This window comes from Streptomyces sp. NPDC018019 (genome assembly GCF_044327805.1).
Lineage (GTDB): Bacteria > Actinomycetota > Actinomycetes > Streptomycetales > Streptomycetaceae > Streptomyces.
The window spans coordinates 107,055-124,558 of sequence record NZ_JBIRGD010000022.1 but is presented as its reverse complement, the minus strand read 5'-3'; the positions used below and the strand labels follow the sequence as shown (position 1 = coordinate 124,558).

21 protein-coding genes are annotated in these 17,504 nt (G+C 72.7%); 8 read left to right on the top strand and 13 right to left on the bottom strand.

What is annotated here, in order from left to right; genetic code table 11:
* Positions 1 to 177 precede the first annotated feature (177 nt).
* Positions 178 to 786, bottom strand: a complete 609-nt coding sequence (locus tag ACH4FX_RS30785; RefSeq protein WP_398484445.1) for a TetR/AcrR family transcriptional regulator — start codon at positions 784 to 786, stop codon at positions 178 to 180.
* Between the two features lie 66 nt (positions 787 to 852).
* On the opposite strand from ACH4FX_RS30785, the gene ACH4FX_RS30780 reads away from it, so the two are divergent.
* Together ACH4FX_RS30780 and ACH4FX_RS30775 are read left to right on the top strand one after the other, a co-directional pair.
* Positions 853 to 1,179 (top strand): STAS domain-containing protein, encoded by a 327-nt coding sequence (locus tag ACH4FX_RS30780; protein WP_398484443.1) that lies wholly within the window; start codon positions 853 to 855, stop codon positions 1,177 to 1,179.
* Positions 1,180 to 1,240: 61 nt separating this feature from the next.
* Positions 1,241 to 2,458 carry a cytochrome P450 gene (locus tag ACH4FX_RS30775; RefSeq protein ID WP_398484441.1) on the top strand — a complete coding sequence of 406 codons (1,218 nt, stop codon included), beginning with the start codon at positions 1,241 to 1,243 and terminating at the stop codon, positions 2,456 to 2,458.
* Positions 2,459 to 2,481: 23 nt separating this feature from the next.
* Here the strand turns inward: ACH4FX_RS30775 and ACH4FX_RS30770 are convergent, their stop codons facing one another.
* Positions 2,482 to 3,456 carry a DUF3048 domain-containing protein gene (locus tag ACH4FX_RS30770; RefSeq protein WP_398484439.1) on the bottom strand — a complete coding sequence of 325 codons (975 nt, stop codon included), beginning with the start codon at positions 3,454 to 3,456 and terminating at the stop codon, positions 2,482 to 2,484.
* A gap of 147 nt (positions 3,457 to 3,603) precedes the next feature.
* On the opposite strand from ACH4FX_RS30770, the gene ACH4FX_RS30765 reads away from it, so the two are divergent.
* On the top strand, positions 3,604 to 4,350 hold the full coding sequence (locus ACH4FX_RS30765) for a Mut7-C RNAse domain-containing protein (protein ID WP_398484437.1): 747 nt from the start codon (positions 3,604 to 3,606) through the stop codon (positions 4,348 to 4,350).
* A gap of 37 nt (positions 4,351 to 4,387) precedes the next feature.
* Here ACH4FX_RS30765 and ACH4FX_RS30760 read toward each other — a convergent pair whose 3' ends face one another.
* Positions 4,388 to 5,191, bottom strand: coding sequence for an acyltransferase (locus ACH4FX_RS30760; protein WP_398484435.1), 804 nt, complete (start codon positions 5,189 to 5,191; stop codon positions 4,388 to 4,390).
* A gap of 120 nt (positions 5,192 to 5,311) precedes the next feature.
* On the opposite strand from ACH4FX_RS30760, the gene ACH4FX_RS30755 reads away from it, so the two are divergent.
* Positions 5,312 to 5,803: a DUF6328 family protein gene (locus ACH4FX_RS30755; RefSeq protein WP_398484433.1), complete on the top strand. Its 492-nt coding sequence runs from the start codon at positions 5,312 to 5,314 to the stop codon at positions 5,801 to 5,803.
* Positions 5,804 to 5,915: 112 nt separating this feature from the next.
* The gene (locus ACH4FX_RS30750; protein ID WP_398484432.1) at positions 5,916 to 6,521 is read left to right on the top strand and encodes a flavodoxin family protein; all 606 of its coding nucleotides are present in this window, start codon (positions 5,916 to 5,918) and stop codon (positions 6,519 to 6,521) included.
* Positions 6,522 to 6,584: 63 nt separating this feature from the next.
* Here ACH4FX_RS30750 and ACH4FX_RS30745 read toward each other — a convergent pair whose 3' ends face one another.
* The 3 genes from ACH4FX_RS30745 to ACH4FX_RS30735 are packed head-to-tail and all read right to left on the bottom strand — an operon-like array spanning position 6,585 to position 8,655.
* On the bottom strand, positions 6,585 to 7,619 hold the full coding sequence (locus ACH4FX_RS30745; protein WP_398484430.1) for an SDR family oxidoreductase: 1,035 nt from the start codon (positions 7,617 to 7,619) through the stop codon (positions 6,585 to 6,587).
* Positions 7,616 to 7,735 carry an LPFR motif small protein gene (locus ACH4FX_RS30740; RefSeq protein WP_398484428.1) on the bottom strand — a complete coding sequence of 40 codons (120 nt, stop codon included), beginning with the start codon at positions 7,733 to 7,735 and terminating at the stop codon, positions 7,616 to 7,618. Before ACH4FX_RS30740 ends, ACH4FX_RS30745 begins: the two co-directional genes overlap by 4 nt.
* A 35-nt stretch (positions 7,736 to 7,770) precedes the next feature.
* Complete coding sequence (locus ACH4FX_RS30735; protein ID WP_398484426.1) at positions 7,771 to 8,655, bottom strand: SDR family oxidoreductase; 885 nt, start codon at positions 8,653 to 8,655, stop codon at positions 7,771 to 7,773.
* 150 nt (positions 8,656 to 8,805) lie between these two features.
* On the opposite strand from ACH4FX_RS30735, the gene ACH4FX_RS30730 reads away from it, so the two are divergent.
* Positions 8,806 to 9,831 (top strand): Ku protein, encoded by a 1,026-nt coding sequence (locus ACH4FX_RS30730; RefSeq protein ID WP_398484425.1) that lies wholly within the window; start codon positions 8,806 to 8,808, stop codon positions 9,829 to 9,831.
* A gap of 49 nt (positions 9,832 to 9,880) precedes the next feature.
* Here the strand turns inward: ACH4FX_RS30730 and ACH4FX_RS30725 are convergent, their stop codons facing one another.
* The 3 genes from ACH4FX_RS30725 to ACH4FX_RS30715 form a co-directional block, all read right to left on the bottom strand.
* The gene (locus ACH4FX_RS30725) at positions 9,881 to 10,348 is read right to left on the bottom strand and encodes a DUF5709 domain-containing protein (RefSeq protein WP_398484423.1); all 468 of its coding nucleotides are present in this window, start codon (positions 10,346 to 10,348) and stop codon (positions 9,881 to 9,883) included.
* Positions 10,349 to 10,480: 132 nt separating this feature from the next.
* On the bottom strand, positions 10,481 to 10,876 hold the full coding sequence (locus ACH4FX_RS30720; protein WP_398484421.1) for a DUF2795 domain-containing protein: 396 nt from the start codon (positions 10,874 to 10,876) through the stop codon (positions 10,481 to 10,483).
* Between the two features lie 160 nt (positions 10,877 to 11,036).
* Complete coding sequence (locus ACH4FX_RS30715; protein ID WP_398484419.1) at positions 11,037 to 11,774, bottom strand: ANTAR domain-containing protein; 738 nt, start codon at positions 11,772 to 11,774, stop codon at positions 11,037 to 11,039.
* A 347-nt stretch (positions 11,775 to 12,121) separates the two neighbouring features.
* Here ACH4FX_RS30715 and ACH4FX_RS30710 point away from each other — a divergent pair, with 347 nt between their 5' ends.
* Positions 12,122 to 13,165 (top strand): Ppx/GppA family phosphatase, encoded by a 1,044-nt coding sequence (locus ACH4FX_RS30710; protein ID WP_398484417.1) that lies wholly within the window; start codon positions 12,122 to 12,124, stop codon positions 13,163 to 13,165.
* A 179-nt stretch (positions 13,166 to 13,344) separates the two neighbouring features.
* Positions 13,345 to 13,674, top strand: a complete 330-nt coding sequence (locus ACH4FX_RS30705) for an STAS domain-containing protein (RefSeq protein ID WP_398484416.1) — start codon at positions 13,345 to 13,347, stop codon at positions 13,672 to 13,674.
* 242 nt (positions 13,675 to 13,916) lie between these two features.
* On the opposite strand, the gene ACH4FX_RS30700 is transcribed toward ACH4FX_RS30705, so the two are convergent.
* The 4 genes from ACH4FX_RS30700 to ACH4FX_RS30685 all read right to left on the bottom strand — a co-directional run bounded on the left by ACH4FX_RS30700 (position 13,917) and on the right by ACH4FX_RS30685 (position 17,281).
* Complete coding sequence (locus ACH4FX_RS30700; protein ID WP_398484414.1) at positions 13,917 to 14,216, bottom strand: hypothetical protein; 300 nt, start codon at positions 14,214 to 14,216, stop codon at positions 13,917 to 13,919.
* Positions 14,217 to 14,539: 323 nt separating this feature from the next.
* Positions 14,540 to 15,502 (bottom strand): non-homologous end-joining DNA ligase, encoded by a 963-nt coding sequence (gene ligD, locus ACH4FX_RS30695; protein WP_398484412.1) that lies wholly within the window; start codon positions 15,500 to 15,502, stop codon positions 14,540 to 14,542.
* Between the two features lie 98 nt (positions 15,503 to 15,600).
* A complete protein-coding gene (locus ACH4FX_RS30690; RefSeq protein ID WP_398484410.1) occupies positions 15,601 to 16,134 on the bottom strand; it encodes a gamma carbonic anhydrase family protein in 534 nt (177 codons plus the stop codon).
* A 121-nt stretch (positions 16,135 to 16,255) separates the two neighbouring features.
* Positions 16,256 to 17,281: an alpha/beta hydrolase gene (locus ACH4FX_RS30685; protein WP_398484409.1), complete on the bottom strand. Its 1,026-nt coding sequence runs from the start codon at positions 17,279 to 17,281 to the stop codon at positions 16,256 to 16,258.
* Between the last annotated feature and the right edge of the window lie 223 nt (positions 17,282 to 17,504).

Here is a 17,504-nt window from a genome sequence, read left to right as displayed (position 1 = left end):
CGCGATCGGCACCGCTCTCGTCATCGCGCCGACGGCCGTTCGCTCCGCAGCGCGCTCACCGGACGCGGCACGCCTCAGCCCGGCCCGCACTCCTCAGCGACAGCGCGCCTCATCGGCAGCACTCCTCAGCGACAGCAGCACGCCCCAGCACCAGCACACCTCATCGCCAGCGCCCCCTCACCGATGCTGCGCGATCAGCATCCGCCCCATCTGCTGCGCCCGCCGGGCCGCCTCGGTGTCGCCCTCGGCCGCCGAGACGATCGATCCCTTCATCAGGATGTGCCAGGAGCGGGCGAAGTCCTCGGTGTCCCGGAGTCCGGCCTCCTCGGCCAGCGACCGCACGAGGGTGCGGATGTTCTCCAGGTGGGTGATGCTCGCCCGGCCCAGCGGGTGGTCCCAGCCCATTTCCAGCAGGACGTTGATGAAGGTGCACGCATCGAAATCGGACCGGTGGAACCATTCGTCGAACACGTCGAAGATGGCGAGGAGCTGTTCCTCCGGGGTGGCGCCCCGCCGCCGCGCGCCGGCCGCCACGAAGCCCTGCGTCCAGCGCTCCTCCCGTCGCTGGAGGAACGCCAGCACCAGGGCGTCCTTGGAGGGGAAGTTGCGGTAGAGGGTCGCCTTGGCCACCTGGGAGCGGGCGATCACCTCGTCGACGCCGACCGCGCGGATGCCGCGCCGGGAGAACAGCTCGTACGCCGTCTCCAGGATGCGTTCCCGTGCCTGGGCGGGCGGACGGGCGGACGGCGCCGTGGCCCTCGCGGCCATCGCGTCCCCTGAAGCCATCGTGTCCCCCTGACGAACGTGGTGGTGATTGTGGACAGGCTCGTCCGACCCTGACACGGTAAGGGCATGGCCCCTGAGACAGAACTGTCTGGCCCGGACTTCGCGAACATCTTGACGGTCCGCACCCGCCTGCACGGCGACCGCGCCGTGCTCAGCCCCAGAGGAGAGATCGACTTCACGTCCGTACGCCTGCTCGACCAGGCCCTGAACGGGCTGCCGGCCGTCCCGGCCGGTGTGACCCTGGACATCGCGGGGGTCACCTTCATGGACTCCGCCGGCCTGCACTTCGTCGAGCGCCTGCACGCCTTCGGGCACCGGCACCGCATCCCGGCGCAGACCCGCAACTGGGGCAGCCAGCCGAGCCGGGTGCGGGAACTGGCCCGCCGTCCTTGACGCCGCGGCCCGTACGGCGCCGGGCTGGCCGTACCCGGGTGGCGGCGGCTACCTTCCGCGTATGGAAGGTGTCCAGGCCGTCTTCGACCCTTGGTCGCCGGATTTCGTCGCCGACCCGTACCCCGCCTACGCCGAGCTGCGCGCCCGCGGCCGGGTGCACTGGTTCGAACCGTCGGGCCAATGGCTCGTCCCGCACCACGCGGACGTCTCGGCACTGCTCCGCGACCGCCGGCTGGGCCGTACGTACCGGCACCGCTTCACGGACGAGGAGTTCGGCCGCAGCGCCCCGCCGCCGGAGCACGAGCCGTTCCACGTCCTGAACGACAACGGCATGCTCGACCTGGAGGCGCCCGCCCACACCCGGATCCGCCGTCTGGTCTCGAAGGCGTTCACGGCCCGTACGGTCGAGCGGCTGCGGCCGTACGTCGAGGCCCTGGCGGACCGGCTGGTCGAGGACCTGGTCGCGGAGGGCGGCGGCGATCTGGCGGCGCGGGTCGCCGAGCCGCTGCCGGTCGCGGTGATCGCCGAAATGCTCGGCATCCCGGAGGGCGACCGGCCGCTGCTGCGCCCCTGGTCGGCCGCGATCTGCGGGATGTACGAGCTGAATCCGACGGAGGAGACGGCCCGGCGGGCGGTGGCGGCTTCGCGGGAATTCTCCGGGTATCTGAAGGAGTTGATCGCCGCTCGGCGCCGGTCGCCCGGTGACGATCTGGTCTCCGGGCTGATCGCCGCGTACGACGGCGGTGAGTCGCTGAGCGAGCAGGAGCTGATCTCCACCTGCGTGCTGCTGCTGAACGCGGGGCACGAGGCGACCGTCAACGCCACGGTCAACGGCTGGTACGCGCTCTTCCGCCACCCCGCGCAGCTGGCGGCCCTGCGCGCGGACCCGGCCGCCCTGCTGCCCACCGCCGTGGAGGAGCTGCTGCGCTACGACACACCGCTCCAGCTCTTCGAACGCTGGGTGCTGGACGACATCGAGATCGGCGGCACGGTCGTCCCGCGCGGCAGCGAGGTGGCGCTGCTCTTCGGCTCGGCCAACCACGACCCGGCGGCCTTCGACCGTCCCGAACGGCTCGACCTCGCCCGCAAGGACAACCCGCACCTCTCCTTCAGCGCCGGCATCCACTACTGCATCGGCGCTCCCCTGGCCCGCATCGAACTGGCCGCCTCACTGGCGGCGTTGCTCCGCAGGGCCCCGGGCCTGCGGCTGGCCGCCACACCGGAACGCAGGCCGAACTTCGTGATCCGGGGGCTGCGCGGCCTGCCGGTCGCGGTGTGACCCAGGCCCAGGCCGCCGAAGGATCAACGGCCGCCCGCGCCCGTGATGTCCTCCTCCGGTACGTAGACCACCCACACCTGGCCGGGTGCGAAGGTGAGCCGGGCACCCGACGAGGTGGTGAAGTCCGTGCCGCCGCCGGGGGACGGGCGGGACCAGTGGGCGTCGTACGCCTTGCCGTCGCGCAACACGCGGGCCGGTCCCGCGCCGGTGGTCTCGGTGTACGGGGAGTAGGCACCCCAGCGGTCGTGGTAGCGCGAGGCATGGATCCGTGCGCCCTGGATGACGACCGTGGGGGCCGCGAGGCGCTGCCCGCCGTCCGTGGCGCGGACCGGGTCGCCGTCCATGGACACCAGCCAGCCGCGCCGCTCCGCCGACCAGTCGAAGGTGAAGCGGGCGGACGGATAACGGGCCGTGTACGAGGAGGTGTTCCGACCGCCCTGCGGCGCGGCGCCGAAGCGGAAGCCGATGTCGCGGGCGGTGCTCGCGCCGGGGGCCGCCTTCAGGGCGCGTTCGGGGCGCAAATAGAGGTTGTGCGGCGCCTCGCGGTCCCGGCTGCGGCTGTAGGCGTCGCCGGCCTTGCCGGGTGGCAGCGGGTACAGCGGTGCGGCCTCGACGACCGGGTCCAGCTTGCTCTGCGTACCTGAGTAGGCGAACGCGGGGCGGCCGAACTGGCGCAGCAGTTCCAAGTCCGATTCGCGCGCGCTGCGCACCGGGCCGACGGACTGGGGCAGCCGGGAGGAGTAGACGGCCAGCAGCCGCGAGAGGCCCGACTCGACCCGTTCCACGTAGACGATGTCCGCGCCGTCGAGGCCGGTCTGCGGGCGCGCGGCACGTACGTTGTCGATCTTCACGGCGAGGACCGGCGCGGCCCGTGCCGCCTTTCCGGTGAACGGCGAGCGCCCGTCGGCGCCCTGCTGCTGACAGCCGCTCACCGCGCCGGCCAGCAGGACGCAGAGCAGCACCACCCCTGCCGACACCGTACGTTTCGTCGCCCGCACCGTGGTCCTCCCGTCCGGCACCGCCCCGTCCGTCGAGGACACCACAGGAACGGCCGGGTGGCGAGAGGGCGCAGGGCCGCGCGGGGCGGACGGCCGCGGTCCGGGACCCGTGGGCGCCGCGGCGCGGCGCGATGGCATGCTGGCGGCGTGAACCGACCCGAAATCCATCTCACTGTCGCCCCTGAGCTGCGGCTCTTCATCCCCTCCGAGCGGCGCGCCGGCCGCACCGCGCTGCGCACCGACGGGTCGTCCACCCTCGGACACGTCGTGGAATCGCTGGGCGTTCCGCTCACCGAAGTGGGCCGGCTGCTCGTGGACGGGCGGGAGACGGCGGTGGCGCACGTGCCGCGGGACGGCGAGTCCGTCGAGGTGTGCGCCGTCGAACGGCCGCAGCGGGTGCCCGGTGCTCCGCTGCGGTTCCTGCTCGACGTACATCTGGGGACCCTCGCGCGGCGGCTGCGGCTGCTGGGCGTGGACGCCGCGTACGAGAGCGCGGACATCGGCGACCCGGCGCTGGCCGCGCGGTCGGCGGCCGAACGGCGGGTACTGCTGTCCCGGGACCGCGGGCTGCTGCGGCGGCGCGAGAACTGGGCGGGGGCGTACGTCTACAGCGACCGCCCCGACGAACAACTGCGCGATGTGCTCGGCCGGTTCGCGCCGGAGCTCGCGCCGTGGACCCGGTGCACCGCGTGCAACGGCCTGCTCAAGGACGCCGAGAAGGGCACGGTCGAGGAGCGGCTGGAGGGCGGTACGCGGCGTACGTACGACGTCTTCGCCCAGTGCACCGCCTGCGAGCGGGTGTACTGGCACGGCGCGCACCACGCGCGGCTGGAGGCCGTCGTGGAGGCCGCGGTACGCGAATTCGGGGGCCCGGCGGCGTCCCGGCCCGAGTAGCCGGACGGGTGCGGGGCGCGCGCCCGTAGCCTCGCGCTCAGGAGGCGTCGGCGGACCTCGGTACCGGCGCTCCGCGCCCCGGCTCCCCCGGCAGCGCGCCCTCCGGCTCCGCCTCCAGCGCCGCCAGTGCCATGAGGTCCCGGGACGTGACGCCCTCCGGCACCGGCACCGGCGCCGGGGTGCGCAGCGGCGGCTGCCACCCGGCTTCCGGGTCCCAGGAGCGGACGACCTTGGCGGGAGCCCCGGCCACCACCGCATGGTCGGGGACCTCGCCCCGTACGACCGCGCCGGCCGCGACCACCACGTTGCGGCCGAGCCGGGCGCCCGGGAGTATCACCGCGCCGGTCCCCACCCAGCTGCCCGGGCCGATCGCGACCGGTTCGCTGCGCGGCCACTGCTTGCCGACCGGCAGTTCGGGGTCGTCGTAGCTGTGGTTGGTGGTCGTCACGTACACGCCGGGGCCGAAGAAGCAGTCGTCGCCGATGGTCAGCCGGACGTCGGCGATCACATGGCTGCCGCGGCCCAGGACGACGCCGTTGCCGAGGGTGAGGATCGGGTCGGGTCCGAGGTCGAGGCCGGGCATCATGCCGGCGGTCAGCGTCACGTCCTGGGCGATGATGCAGTACTCGCCGATCTCGATCCACGGTTCGCCGAAGACGGTGCCCTGCGGGTAGGCCAGCCGGGCGCCGCCCCCCAGCCGGCGGAAGCGGTACGGTCCCGGGCGCTCGGCGGTGACGGCGCCCGCCTCCCGTACCCAGCGCGCTCCGCGGTGCACCGCACGGGACACGGCCCGGCGGCGCCAGGCCACCACGGATGAGAACACGTTCTGCTTTTTCGGCACCCGCTCACCGTACTCAGCCCGGCGCGCCGCCCGCTCCGCCGCCCGCTGTGATCTTCGCCCCACCGTCGGCGCGCCGCCGCCGACGGGACAGCGCCCGGCAGCGCGCCTATCGTGAGGTCCATGGAACCCGCGCGGCAGGCTTCCGACGGCCGCCACGAGTCGGCCGAGGAACGGGCCGACCGGCGGTGGAACGAACTGCTGCAAGAGGTACGGGTGGCCCAGACCGGCGTGCAGATCCTCTTCGGCTTCCTGCTCACCGTCGTCTTCACCCCCCGCTTCCCCACCCTCGCGGCCACCGAGCGGGCCATCTACGTAGTGACGCTGTGCCTGGGCGCGGCGGCCACCGGCGCCCTGATCGGCCCGGTCGCCTTCCACCGGTTCGTCACCGGGCAGCACATCAAGCCGGAGACGGTCACCTGGGCCTCCCGGCTGACCATCGTCGGACTGCTGCTCCTGCTGGCCACCGTCATCTCCGCGTTCCTGCTCATCCTGCGCGTCGCGCTGCACGACAGCGCCGTCCCGTGGATCGTCTCGGGCCTGGTGGCGTGGTTCCTGCTGTGCTGGTTCGCGCTGCCCGCCTGGGCCCGGCACCGGTACGCCGCCAGGAAGTGAGCGCGGTCCGCCCGTCGGCCCGCGCCGGACGGCGGGGCGCGGGCACCCGGGGTACGGTCCCACCGGGGACACCACGGCGTGCGTACGCCCTGCCGACCTCAGAGGAGTCACCATGATCCGGGCCCTGGCCCTCGTCTGCACCCTGAACCCGTCCCCCACCCGTTCCAGCAGCCAGCTGCTGGCGGACCAGGTCCTGGCCGAGCTGGGCGGCCTCGGGGCGCAGTGCGAGTCCGTACGCATCGCCGACCACGACGTCCGTCCCGGTGTCGCCGTGGACATGGGGAACGGCGACGCCTGGCCGGGGCTGCGGGAGAAGATCCTGGCCGCCGACATCGTGCTGCTGGCCACCCCGATCTGGCTCGGCCACCCTTCCAGCCTGTGCCAGCGGGTCCTGGAGCGGCTGGACGCCGACATCTCCGAGACCGACGACCAGGGGCGTCAGCTGATGTACGGGAAGGTCGGTGCGGTCGCCGTCGTCGGCAACGAGGACGGCGCCCACAAGGTCAGCGCCGACCTCTTCCAGGGCCTCAACGACCTGGGCTTCTCGCTCGCGGCCAACGCCGTCACGTACTGGGTGGGCGAGGCGCAGCACGGCACGGACTACCAGGACCTGGACGAGCGGCCGAAGACGGTGGCGTCCACGACGCGGACGCTGGCCGTCAACGCCGTACATCTGGTGCGGCTGCTGCGCCAGTACTGCTACCCGCCGTCGTCCTGACCGGTGCCGGGCACCGCCTCCCCGCCGAGGGGACGCGGTGCCCGGCCGGCCGTTCCCGCCGGGTCAGCGGCGTCGGCCCGGTCCGGCCTTCAGCACGGCGCTCACCGCCGCTCCGGCCGCCGCCGAGGCGGCTGCCAGAAGGAAGGGGTGGCGGGCCAGGGCCGCTTGAGGCGCGTGCGGGTGGGAGCTGTCGTCGAAGATGCCGTGCGCGCCGTGGTCCCGGCCGTCCGGGCCGTCCGCCGGCTGCCACAGGTTCACCGGCCGGTCGGTGCCCGCCCGTTCGTCCATCTGCTGTGCGTCGTACCCCGTACGGGCGAGATAGCGGTCCAGCAAGGCGGGCGCGACCCGGTTGCCGAGGATCGTCGCCACGGTGGAGAGTCCGACGTAGTACTGCTTGCGCCGTGGGTGGGCCGCCGCGTGCACCACGGCCCGCGCGGCCACCTCCGGCTGGTAGACCGGGGCCACCGGCCGCGGGTGCTTCGACAGGCGCGAGAGCACCCACGAGAACTGCGGGGTGTTCACGGCGGGCAGCTGGACGACGGTGACCGCGACCCGGCTCCCCCGGTGCAGCAGTTCGGTGCGGACGCTGGACGTGAAGCCGTTGATGGCGTGCTTGGCGCCGCAGTACACCGACTGCAGGGGGACGGAGCGGAAACCGAGGGCGGAGCCGACCTGCACGACCGCGCCCGCGTCCCGCGGCAGCATGCGCCGCAGCGCGGACCGGGTGCCGTTGACGAAACCCAGGTACGTGACCTCGGTGGCGCGCCGGTACTCCTCCGCCGTGACCTCCGTGAACGGCGCGAACACCGTGCTGAACGCGCAGTTGACCCAGACGTCGATCGGCCCGAAGGCGTCCTCCGCCGCCTGGGCGGCGGCCTCGACCTGGTCCGGGTCGGCCATGTCGGTGGGCACCACCAGTGCCCGGCCGCCCCGCTCCTCGATCTCGGCCGCCGCGGCGTCGAGTCCGGTACGGCCGCGGGCGAGCAGCACGACGTTGGCGCCCCGGGCGCCGAAGTGCCGGGCCGTCGCCCGGCCGACCCCGGCACTGGCACCCGTGACGACGACGGTCCGCGCCCGGGCCCGGTCCCGGCGGCTCACCGGGCGCCGCGCGAAGCGCCGCCGAAGAGGCGGGCGATGGCGCGGAAGGGCAGGGTGACGACGGTCGCGATCGCGTTCCCGATGGCGCGGAACACATCGGCGATGGCGCTGAGCATGGGAACCTCCTTGGGCTGCGGATACGGCTGTGCGGTCACGGCAGCGGGGTGCCGCCGGTCGCGTTGACGATCTCCGCGGTGATGTAACTGGCCTGCTGGGACGCGAGGAAGACGTACGCGGGGGCCATCTCCACGGGCTGGGCGGCCCGCTGCAGCGGGCTCTGCTTGCCGAACTCGGTGGTGTCCGGCAGCGTCGAGGGGATCAGCGGCGTCCACACCGGCCCGGGAGCCACCGCGTTGACGCGGATGCCGCGGGCGGCGAGGTCCTGGGCCAGTCCGTGGGTGAAGGTGACGATGGCGCCCTTGGTGGTCGCGTAGTCGAGCAGGTGCGGGCTCGGCTGGTACGCCTGGACGGACGTCGTGTTGATGATGCTGCCGCCCTCGGGAATATGCGGCAGGGACATCTTGGAGAGCCAGAACATGCCGTAGAGATTCGTCTTCATCACCCGGTCGAACTGCTCTGTGGAAATGCCCTCGATACCGTCGGACTGCGCCATTTGATAAGCCGCGTTGTTGACCAGGACGTCGATACGGCCGAATTCCCGCACCACCTGGTCCACCAGGCTCCGGCACTGCTCCTCCGCGCGGACGTCGCACGACACCGCAAGGGCGCGCTGCCCGGCGTCCTCGACCAGCCGGACGGTCTCCTGCGCGTCCTTCTCCTCTTCCTCCAGGTAGGTGAAGGCGACGTCCGCCCCTTCCCGTGCGAAGGCGAGCGCGACAGCCCGGCCGATGCCCGAGTCCCCGCCGGTGATCAGCGTCCGGCGGTCGCGCAGCCGCCCGGTGCCCTCGTAGGACGTCTCGCCGTGGTCCGGCCGCGGCGCCATGTCGTCCGTCGCGCCGGGATGCGGCTGGTCCTGCTGGGGGAATTCCGGCTTCGGGTGCTCGTCCACGGGATTCCGCTGGTCGTTTCCGGTCATCGTCGATACCTCCAAACACGGATGTGTCTACGCGGTACCCGTCCTGCCCCGGCGAACACGTGGTGTCATTTTCTTTCCGGTCCGTGTGCCGTCGCCGGGATGCGGCGGACCGGTATCCGGCGTGCGATGGTCCCGGAGGTGGTGCAGATCATGGCACGAGCCATTTGGAGCGGTTCGCTGTCCTTCGGGCTGGTCAATCTGCCGGTGCGGATGTACGCGGCGACGGAGAGCCACACCGTGCATTTCCACCAGATCCAGCGCGGGACGTCCGACCGGATCCGCAACAAGCGGGTCAATGAGCGCACCGGGAAAGAAGTGCCGGCCGAGGAGATCGTCAAAGGGGTGGACGCGGGTGACGCGTACGTCCTGGTCGAGCCGGAGGAACTGGACGACATCGCGCCCGGCCGGTCCAAGGCGCTGGAGATCAGCGGTTTCGTGGATCTCGACGAGGTCGAGCCGGTCTATTTCGCCACCACGTACTACCTCGGCCCGCGGGGCAAGGGTTACGCCAAGGTCTACGCCCTGCTGCACCGGGCCCTGAAGGAGTCCGACAAGGCCGGTATCGCCACGTTCGTCATGCGCAACCGCGCCTATCTGGTCGCGGTGAAGGCGGAGGCCGGCATTCTGGCCCTGCACACCCTGCACTGGGCGGACGAGATCCGCGATCCGCACGACGAGATCGGCGACCTGCCCGGCCGTACGAAGATCCCGGACCGGGAGCTGAAGACGGCGGTGCAGCTCATCGAGGCGCTGAGCACCGAATGGCATCCCGAGGAGTATCACGACACATATCAGGAACAGGTGCGCCGGCTCATCGAGGCCAAACGCGCGGGCGAAACGGTGGAGAAGGGCCAGGAGCCGCCGGAGTCGACGAATGTCGTGGATCTGATGAGCGCTTTGCAGGCCAGCGTCGATTCGGCCCGGGGCACGGCGAAACGGAAGCGGGACACCGGAACGGGAACGGCACGGCGCCGTACCGGAAAGCGCCGTACCGGCGGAGACGGCGGCGCCGGCCGAAAGGCCGCACGCACCGCCGGTCTCTCGGGGCTGAACAAGGCCCAGCTGTACGAACGCGCCACCGAGGCCGGCATTCCGGGCCGGTCCTCGATGACGCGTGACGAACTCCTCGACGCCCTGTCCGGCAGCGGCGGCCGGAGCGCAGCGAAGGCTTCCTGACCCGCGTGCGCCGACCGGGACAGCGGGCCCGAAGGTGGCCCGGCGGCGTTCAGCGCGAGAGGTCGGGATCGTCGACGATGTGCACCGCGGCCTCCTCCGCGCCCGCGGCCCCACCGTCGATACCGACGTCGCGGCCGACCTCGTCGTTGCGCAGCCGCAGCGCGTCGCCCTCGTCGGTGCCGGTCAGCCGCCCGGCGCGCTGGTCGCCGGCCTGGCCGTCCACGGGCTCGCCGTCCGCGTCCGGCTGGTCGCCGATGCCGTCGCCAGCCGGCGGTTCGACGTCCGGCTCCTCCTCGGCGAGCCGTTCGTCGAGGCTCTCGCCCGCGCGCTGTTCGTTCGCGGTGGTGCCCGTCTGATTCACGGCCAGCGGCTTTTCGGGGGGCGAATACCCCTGGTCCAGCATGTCGTCGTAGTCCGGTTCGTCGAGAGCGTCTTCCATATCGAGCTCGTCGGACGTTCCCTGCTTGTCGGACGCGGTCGGCTGGTAGACCTCGTCGCCCATCGCTTCATCGGACATGGCAGCTCTCTTTCCAGGGCGGTGCCGGTTCCGGTCCGCGGCGGGCCCGTCGTCGTCGCGGGCCGCCCGCCGGGACAGAGTCCGGCGACATCGGTGACGGTCGGCCGGGGAATTCCCGGCCGCGGTTGCTGTTCACCTGCCGAGCCCCAGCGATTCCACGATGCGCTGTGCGTTCTCGTACCGCTCGTCGTCCGGAAGGCGTTCGGCCAGTTCGACCAGCCGGTCCGGGGCGTGGTTCTGCCGGAGCGTGCCGATGATGGTGTCGCGGTCGGCCGGATACACACTGCGCCCCAGGTGCTGGGCGAGTTCCGTACGGATCGCGACGGCCTCGGGCGTCAGCCCGTCCGGGGTGCTGCCCGGTGCGGGGGCACCGGCGGTCCGGTCCACCGCGGGCTGGTCCTCGCCCGCGGGCTCCATTTCGTGGTCCTCTTCCGCGCGCAGCGCACGGTCGGCCTTCAATTCTCCCTGAAGCTGTTTCTTCATCATGTCGTCCCGGGCCGGGCCGGTCTTGTTCGTACCGTGATCCATTGCTTTTCTGCCTCCAGGACTCACTGCTTTTTCTCGTCCCCGCCCCGCACGTCCGGACCCTCCCGTGCCATGCGTTACGGAGTGCCCGTTGCCCATTTCGCGAAACAGCCGGAAGCCGAGAGCGAACGGGGCACCGCGCCGGCCCGTCGCCGGCGGCCGGTCAGCTGCGGCCGGGCCGTGCGAACGGGCCGGTGTCGGCGGGTCCGCTGATGATCCGGCGGGCGACCTCGGTGAGCCTGCGCTGGTGCGCGCGGGCGTAGTGGCGCATCAGCGTGAACGCCTCGTCGGGTGTGCGGTTCAGCCGCTCGGCGAGCATGCCTTTGGCCTGTTCGATGACGACACGGCTGTCCAGGGCGGTCTGGAGCTGCCCGGTCCGCTTCCGGAGGCCCTGCAGATCCTGCCGGCACGCCAGCCCGATGCCGACGGCGTCGGCCAGCGCCTGCCCGAGCGTGACCGCCCTGCGGGTCAGCGCGCCGTGCTGGTGGAAGAGGTTGAGGGCGCCCAGGCACCGGTCGCGGTAGCGCACGGGAAGGGACGTGGTGGCGCTGAAGCCCTCGTCCAGGGCCCGGGCGGTGAAGTACGGCCAGCGGGCGCGGGAGTCCGGATGGCGCAGCGGTACGTCGGTGAGGGGCTTCCCCGTACGGCAGGTGTCCCGGCACGGGCCCTCGTCCAGGTCGGTCTGGGTCCGCTCCAGAGCGTCGCCCGCGTCGTCGCGGCCCGTCGTCCGCACGAGCGACCCGCCGTCGCCGGCGAGCAGTACGCCGCCCGCCTCCACCCCCGGCAGCCGCCGCCCGTAGGCGGCCAGCCGTTCCACCGGGTCGGCCGCCTCCCGTCCGCCCGGGTCGGCGAGTTCGAGCAGGGCGGTGATCAGAAGTTCTTCCCGGTCGGACGGTGACATGGCAGGTTCTCCCCTCGGCGGCCCGTACCGGCCACCGGTGCTGGGCCGGATGTGCCGGTCCCGGGTATCCCGGAACCGCCCCGGCAAGCGCCCGGCAGGGGCGCGGGTGTGCACCGGGGCGCAGGGCGGCCGGATCACACCGGCCGCCGGACGGGCTCCGGGGACCACGGGCACGGCGGTCCGCGGGCACGGCAGGCCGTGGACCCGACGGTCCGTGGCCCCGGCGGTCGGCAACTCCCGCGGTCCGCGGCCCCGCCCGGCGCACGGAACGCCTCCGTCCCGGGCCACCGCCCGACCGGACTGGGGCACGAGCACTGAATCGCGCCGGAAGGGGTACCCGCACAAACATGCGCCTAGCCGTCCTGGACGCCGGATCGAATTCCGTACACCTGCTCATCAGCGAAGTGGTCGGCGGCGTGCCGTTGCCGGCCCACTCCCTGAAGGACCGGGTCCACCTGGCCGAGCACGTCACCCGGGACGGGACGGTGCCCCCGGAGGCGGCGCGGCGGCTGGCCCGGGCGGTGGCGCAGGCCCGCGAGCAGGCGGACCGGTGGCGGTGCGACCGGCTGTTCGCGTACGCCACGGCGGTGGTCCGGGACGCCGCCAACCGGGACGAGGTGCTGGAGACGGTCCGGGCGGAGAGCGGGATGCGCCTGGCGGTGCTGCCCGGCGAGGTGGAGGCGGAGCTGACCTTCGGGGCGGCGCGGCGCTGGGCCGGTCTCCAGGCCGGTCCGATGGCGCTGCTGGACATCGGCGGGGGCTCGCTGGAGGTCGCGTTCGGCCGCGGCGCCCGGCCCGACTTCGCGTTCTCCCTCCCCCTGGGCGCGGGGCGGCTGGCGCGGGAGTTCCTGCCCGGCAGGGACCGGCCCGACCGCGAGGCACTGCGGGAGCTGCGCCACCACGTGCGCGCCTCGCTCAAGGACGTGGCGGCGCGGGTGCGATGGGAGGAGCCGCACACGGTGGTGGCCACGTCCCGCACGTTCCAGCAGCTGGCCCGGTTGTGCGGGGCCGCGCCCGGCCGCGACGGCCCGTTCGTGGCCCGCCATCTGGCCCGCAAGGACCTCAAGCGGGCGGTCCGGCAGCTGTCGGCGCTGCCCGCGGACGAGCGGTCGGCGCTGCCGGGCATCTCGGCCGCCCGAAGCCGCCAGGCGCCGGCCGGGGCCGTCGTCGCCCATCAGGCGATGAAGGCGATGGGCATCGACCGGGTCACCATCTGCCCGTGGGCGCTGCGCGAGGGCGTCCTGCTGCGCCATCTGGAGCACGGCAGTCACGACTGGTGGCCGGGCGCCGTACTGCGCCACGGCACTTCGGCGGCCCGCACCAGACCCGGCGGCGGTGCGGCGCCCCGCGTGCCGCACCGCCCGCCGCCCGAACGGGTGGCGGCCGACTGACGCCGTGCCGTCCCCGTACGGCGACGGTACGGCCGCGGTGTACGGCTCCCGAGGCCGTCGCCGCCCGACCGCTCCACGATCACCCGCCCCGGGCCCGGCCCCCGCCCCTCCCACCCCCCGTCGTCAAGCCATCCGTCGTCAAGCCGCACCGGGCGTGAGCGCCGCGTGCCGGAGTCATCATGAACCTGCCGAACTACCACATCGCCGACCGCCTCGTGATCGAGGTGCCCGAGATCATCGACATCGCCAACAACCACCAGATGGCCGCCGGCCTCCAGGGCCTGCTGCGCGCGCCCGCGGCCGACGGGGTCGTCATCGACCTGCGCGCGCCCATCATCACGGTGGCCGGGCTGCAAACCCTGCTGCGCTGCCAGCGGACCGCGCGGGAACGCGGCGTGACGCTGAGCGTGGCCACGGACCGGCCCATGGTCCGCAAGGCGTTCCGTCTGACCGGTGTGCACCGCACCATCCCGGTGCACAGCTCGCTGGCGGACGCCCTCGCGGCGTAGCGGACGCGGGAACGCCCGGCAGGACGGTCCGGGCGTCACACGAATGGGGTGTTTACCGACTGGTGTGACGAGTTACCCGTCCCCCAGCCTTCCGTCAGCGGCCGCCGGAAGGCAGGCGCCGGACCGGTTGAGAACACAGCCGCCGGCGCCGCTCCTCTTTACCGAGTCCTGATCGAGTCCCGGTCGGATCCCGGTCGGACCTCTGCCGGGTCACTGTCGAGTCCCGGTCGAACCGTGTCGCGTCAGGAGGGGGGCCGGTGTTCGTGACGCCGCGGAAGCCGCTGCGGGGCGCCCGCCTTGAAGACCAACGGGTGCGCGGGCAGCCGGTTGACGGGCGCGGAGTGCCGGTAGCGGTCGATGGAGGCGGCCCGTCCGTACGGGCCGGGCCTGCGGTACTGCCGGCCACGGGCGACCGCGGCCTGCGGCTCGGCCGACGGGGGCCGCTGGGGGCGGCGGGGGCGGAGGAGGGCTTCTTCGTACCGGCCCAGGGCAATCACGAGCGCGAGCATCGCCAAAGGCCAGAGGGCGGCGAGCAAGGGCATGGCCGCTCCCTTCCTTGCCGGTCGTACACGCTGGCTGGAGCTTTACGTCGCTTCACGGGTCACCCTGCGGCGGAACGGCAAACCACCGGCCGAGCCCGGCCACTCCACCGGCCGTGCGCGCCGGGACTTTTCCGTTTCCCGGCTCCGGCACCCGCTGCGCGCAGAAGTGGCTGGTCGGCGGCGCGCGTTTCCGAACCGACCGGTCATCGCGGCTTCCGGAAAGCCGGTCCGCCGAGTTGCGCGGCGGCGTCCACCGTGCAGACCGCCAGGTGTCGCGGCCCCGCCCACGAAGCGGCGACCAGCCGGGGCCCGGACACCGGCTCTCAGCCCAGTCGGGTGAGATCGGGCCGCAGCCGGTGCCAGGTCGGCTGCCGGAGGCGGCCGGCGGAGGTCCAGCCGCTGAACGTGACCTCGGCGACGAGCCGTGGCTCGGCCCAGTGTGCCCCCGGCAGGTCGACCGGGTTCACGAAGGGCGGGGTGTCCCGCCGTACGACCGCCAAATACCCGGCGAGTTCCCGCCGTTCGCGGCCGGAGAGCCCCGATCCGACCGAGCCGACGTAGTGCAGCCCGTCCGGTTCGTCCAACCCCGCCAGTACGGCGCCGGGCAGCCCGGACAGTCCGCCGCGGCCCTCCGTCCAGCCGCCGATGACCACGTCGAGGGTCACCAGGTGCTTCGTCTTGCGCCACTCGGCCGACCGGGCGCCCGGGGTGTAGTGGGAGGTCAGCCGTTTGGCGACGACTCCCTCGAAGCCGGCGTCCAGGGTCGCCCGCCACGTCTGCCGCGCATGGCCGGTCACATACGCCGGGACCGACCAGTGCGGCCCGTCGTCGAGCCCCAGACCCGACAGGACGGCACGGCGCTCCACGTACGGGAGTTCCAGCAGCGCCCGGCCGTCGAGGTGCAGCACGTCGAACAGGACGAAGTGCACCGGCTGGTCGGCGGCCAGGCTCGCCGCGCGGCGCCGGCCCGTGACGCCCATCCGGCGTTGCAGCAGCCCGAAGTCCGGCCGTCCGGCCGCGTCCAGGACCACCACCTCGCCGTCGAGGACCGCGGACCGGCCCCGCAGCCGTTCGCCGAGCGGCGCCAGCTCGGGGTAGGTCACCGTCGCGTCGTTGCCGGCCCGGGTGACCAGCCGCAGCGTCCCGTCACCCGGCACCCGGCCGAGACACCGCGCCCCGTCCCACTTGGCCTCGAACGCCCACTGGTGCTCCTCCCCGGCCGCGGGCAGCGGGCCGGGGGTGGCGAGCATGGGACTGAGCGTGGGCAGTGCGCCGGAGGGGACCATGCCTTCGATGGTGCTGCCGTCGCTCGCGACGTGCAGGCGGAGCGGGCCCCGCCCGTGGCCCCGGGCCGTCCACGCCGGTCACCCGGCCGCCCGCGGCGCTACCCTTCCTCCGCCGCCTCCCGGTGGCTCTTCGCCAGCTCGACGTACACCGTGGCGTTGAGCCGGATGCCGTCCCGCTCCTCCTCGGTCAGCTCCCGCCGGACCTTGGCGGGCACCCCGGCGACCAGCGACCCCGGCGGCACCCGCATCCCCTGCGGCACCAGCGCCTGCGCCGCGACGAGCGACCCGGCGCCGATATGCGCACCGTTCAGCACGGTGGCGCCCATCCCGATCAGCACGTCGTCCTCGACCGTGCAGCCGTGCAGGACCGCGTTGTGCCCCACCGAGACCCGCTCGCCGACCGTCACGGGGAATCCGGGGTCGACGTGCACCGTGCAGTTGTCCTGGATGTTGCTGTCCGCGCCCAGCACGATCGGCCCGCAGTCGGCGCGCAGCACCGCCTGGTACCAGACGCTCGCACCCGGCGCGAGCGAGACGTCCCCGATCACGACGGAGGTCGGCGCGGTGAAGGCCGCCGGATCGACGGCCGGCTCTTTCCCGCCCACGCCCGCTATCAGTGCTCGCTGTTCCATGGCCGTACTCCTCGTCGCCGGGTCGGTCGGGTCCGCGCCTGGTGGCAGGCTAAGCGACGTGGCACCCGGTGACGGGGGCGGGCGGCCGGTAGGGGCCGGGGCCGGGCCGCGGAGTGGCAGGTCAGGAGTCGGAGCGGGCGTTCGTCGGTACCGGTCCCAGCATCTGCTCGCTGATCCAGTGCAGCGACTCCGGCATCCGCTGGATGTACGTGTGCCCGCTGTGCCGCCCGTCGGGGATCTCGAACAGCGTGTGGTGGATCGGGCCGCCGGTGTGTTCGTTGATGAACTTCTTCACGTACGGCACGGCCACCTCCTTCGAACCCAGCTCGAAGGCGAGGTAGACGTCGGGGCCCCCCTTGGCCTTCAGCTGCTCGGCCAGCCAGCGCGGGTCGTTCGCGCGCTTTTCCTTGGGGTGGCCGTTCCACATCGGGGAATCCGGCACGGTGTCCGGACCGTTCGCGATGACCGCCTTGAACTGCTTCGGGTTCTTCAGTACGGCCTTCAGCCCCGCGAAACCGCCCGAGGAGGAGCCCATGAACGCCCATCCGTCACGGCTGTCGTACGTACGGTAATTGGCGCGGGCGAAAGCCGGGACGTCCTCCGTCAGCCAGGTGCCCATCTTCGGCTGACCGGGGATGTCACTGCCGTCGTAGTACTTCTTCTTCGGGTTCAGGACCGGCATGACCAGGATGAACGGCAGCGTCTTGCCGGACTGCGACCATTCGGCGATCTTCTCCTCCAGCTTGAAGTCGCCGCCGATCCAGTAGTTCTTCGGATAGCCGTAGGAGCCGGGCAGCGCGATGAGGACCGGGAAACCGCTCTTCGCGTACTGGGGCTGGTTGTACTGCGGCGGCACCCAGGACCATATGTCGCCGGTGATCCCGGATTTCTTCCCGTGCCAGCGGGTCTTGACTATTTTCGTGCCGTCGTCGCCGGTGGTGCGCTCCGTCACGAAGGTCGAACGCGGCCCGGTGGGCTGTACGACCTTGGCGGTCCCGCTGCTCGCCTCGCGCGCCTGGGAGCGCAGCTGCGGCACATGAGAGGCGTCGACCTCGTCCCGGTCCTTGGTTCCGCAGCCGGCCGCGAGCCCCATCGCCATCAGGCTCACCGCGGCGACAGCCGCGGTACTGGTACGCAGGCGCTTCATCGGGACGAACTCCTTGCAAACTCATGTCCGGGCGGGGACAGCGGGCACCGCCTCCCGCCCCGTCAGGCGAAAGACACCAGAATAAGATCAGCCGACCGACCGGCTGAGGCTCCCCCGGGGTCACCGTCCGACCGCTCACACCACACACGGCCGCGCACCCTGTTGTGCACTTCCAGGCATATGGATGTCGAACAGGCGGGTTCAGGTTCCCTCGATCGGTATG

Excerpts from the sequence above, each read along its gene's own strand:
- ACH4FX_RS30785 (WP_398484445.1), bottom strand. The coding sequence starts at position 786 with ATGGCTTCAGGGGACGCGATGGCCGCGAGGGCCACGGCGCCGTCCGCC.
- ACH4FX_RS30780 (WP_398484443.1), top strand. The coding sequence starts at position 853 with ATGGCCCCTGAGACAGAACTGTCTGGCCCGGACTTCGCGAACATCTTG.
- ACH4FX_RS30775 (WP_398484441.1), top strand. The coding sequence starts at position 1,241 with ATGGAAGGTGTCCAGGCCGTCTTCGACCCTTGGTCGCCGGATTTCGTC.
- ACH4FX_RS30755 (WP_398484433.1), top strand. The coding sequence starts at position 5,312 with ATGGAACCCGCGCGGCAGGCTTCCGACGGCCGCCACGAGTCGGCCGAG.
- ACH4FX_RS30750 (WP_398484432.1), top strand. The coding sequence starts at position 5,916 with ATGATCCGGGCCCTGGCCCTCGTCTGCACCCTGAACCCGTCCCCCACC.
- ACH4FX_RS30740 (WP_398484428.1), bottom strand. The coding sequence starts at position 7,735 with ATGCTCAGCGCCATCGCCGATGTGTTCCGCGCCATCGGGAACGCGATC.
- ACH4FX_RS30735 (WP_398484426.1), bottom strand. The coding sequence starts at position 8,655 with ATGACCGGAAACGACCAGCGGAATCCCGTGGACGAGCACCCGAAGCCG.
- ACH4FX_RS30730 (WP_398484425.1), top strand. The coding sequence starts at position 8,806 with ATGGCACGAGCCATTTGGAGCGGTTCGCTGTCCTTCGGGCTGGTCAAT.
- ACH4FX_RS30725 (WP_398484423.1), bottom strand. The coding sequence starts at position 10,348 with ATGTCCGATGAAGCGATGGGCGACGAGGTCTACCAGCCGACCGCGTCC.
- ACH4FX_RS30720 (WP_398484421.1), bottom strand. The coding sequence starts at position 10,876 with ATGGATCACGGTACGAACAAGACCGGCCCGGCCCGGGACGACATGATG.
- ACH4FX_RS30715 (WP_398484419.1), bottom strand. The coding sequence starts at position 11,774 with ATGTCACCGTCCGACCGGGAAGAACTTCTGATCACCGCCCTGCTCGAA.
- ACH4FX_RS30710 (WP_398484417.1), top strand. The coding sequence starts at position 12,122 with ATGCGCCTAGCCGTCCTGGACGCCGGATCGAATTCCGTACACCTGCTC.
- ACH4FX_RS30705 (WP_398484416.1), top strand. The coding sequence starts at position 13,345 with ATGAACCTGCCGAACTACCACATCGCCGACCGCCTCGTGATCGAGGTG.
- ACH4FX_RS30700 (WP_398484414.1), bottom strand. The coding sequence starts at position 14,216 with ATGCCCTTGCTCGCCGCCCTCTGGCCTTTGGCGATGCTCGCGCTCGTG.
- ligD (WP_398484412.1), bottom strand. The coding sequence starts at position 15,502 with ATGGTCCCCTCCGGCGCACTGCCCACGCTCAGTCCCATGCTCGCCACC.
- ACH4FX_RS30690 (WP_398484410.1), bottom strand. The coding sequence starts at position 16,134 with ATGGAACAGCGAGCACTGATAGCGGGCGTGGGCGGGAAAGAGCCGGCC.
- ACH4FX_RS30685 (WP_398484409.1), bottom strand. The coding sequence starts at position 17,281 with ATGAAGCGCCTGCGTACCAGTACCGCGGCTGTCGCCGCGGTGAGCCTG.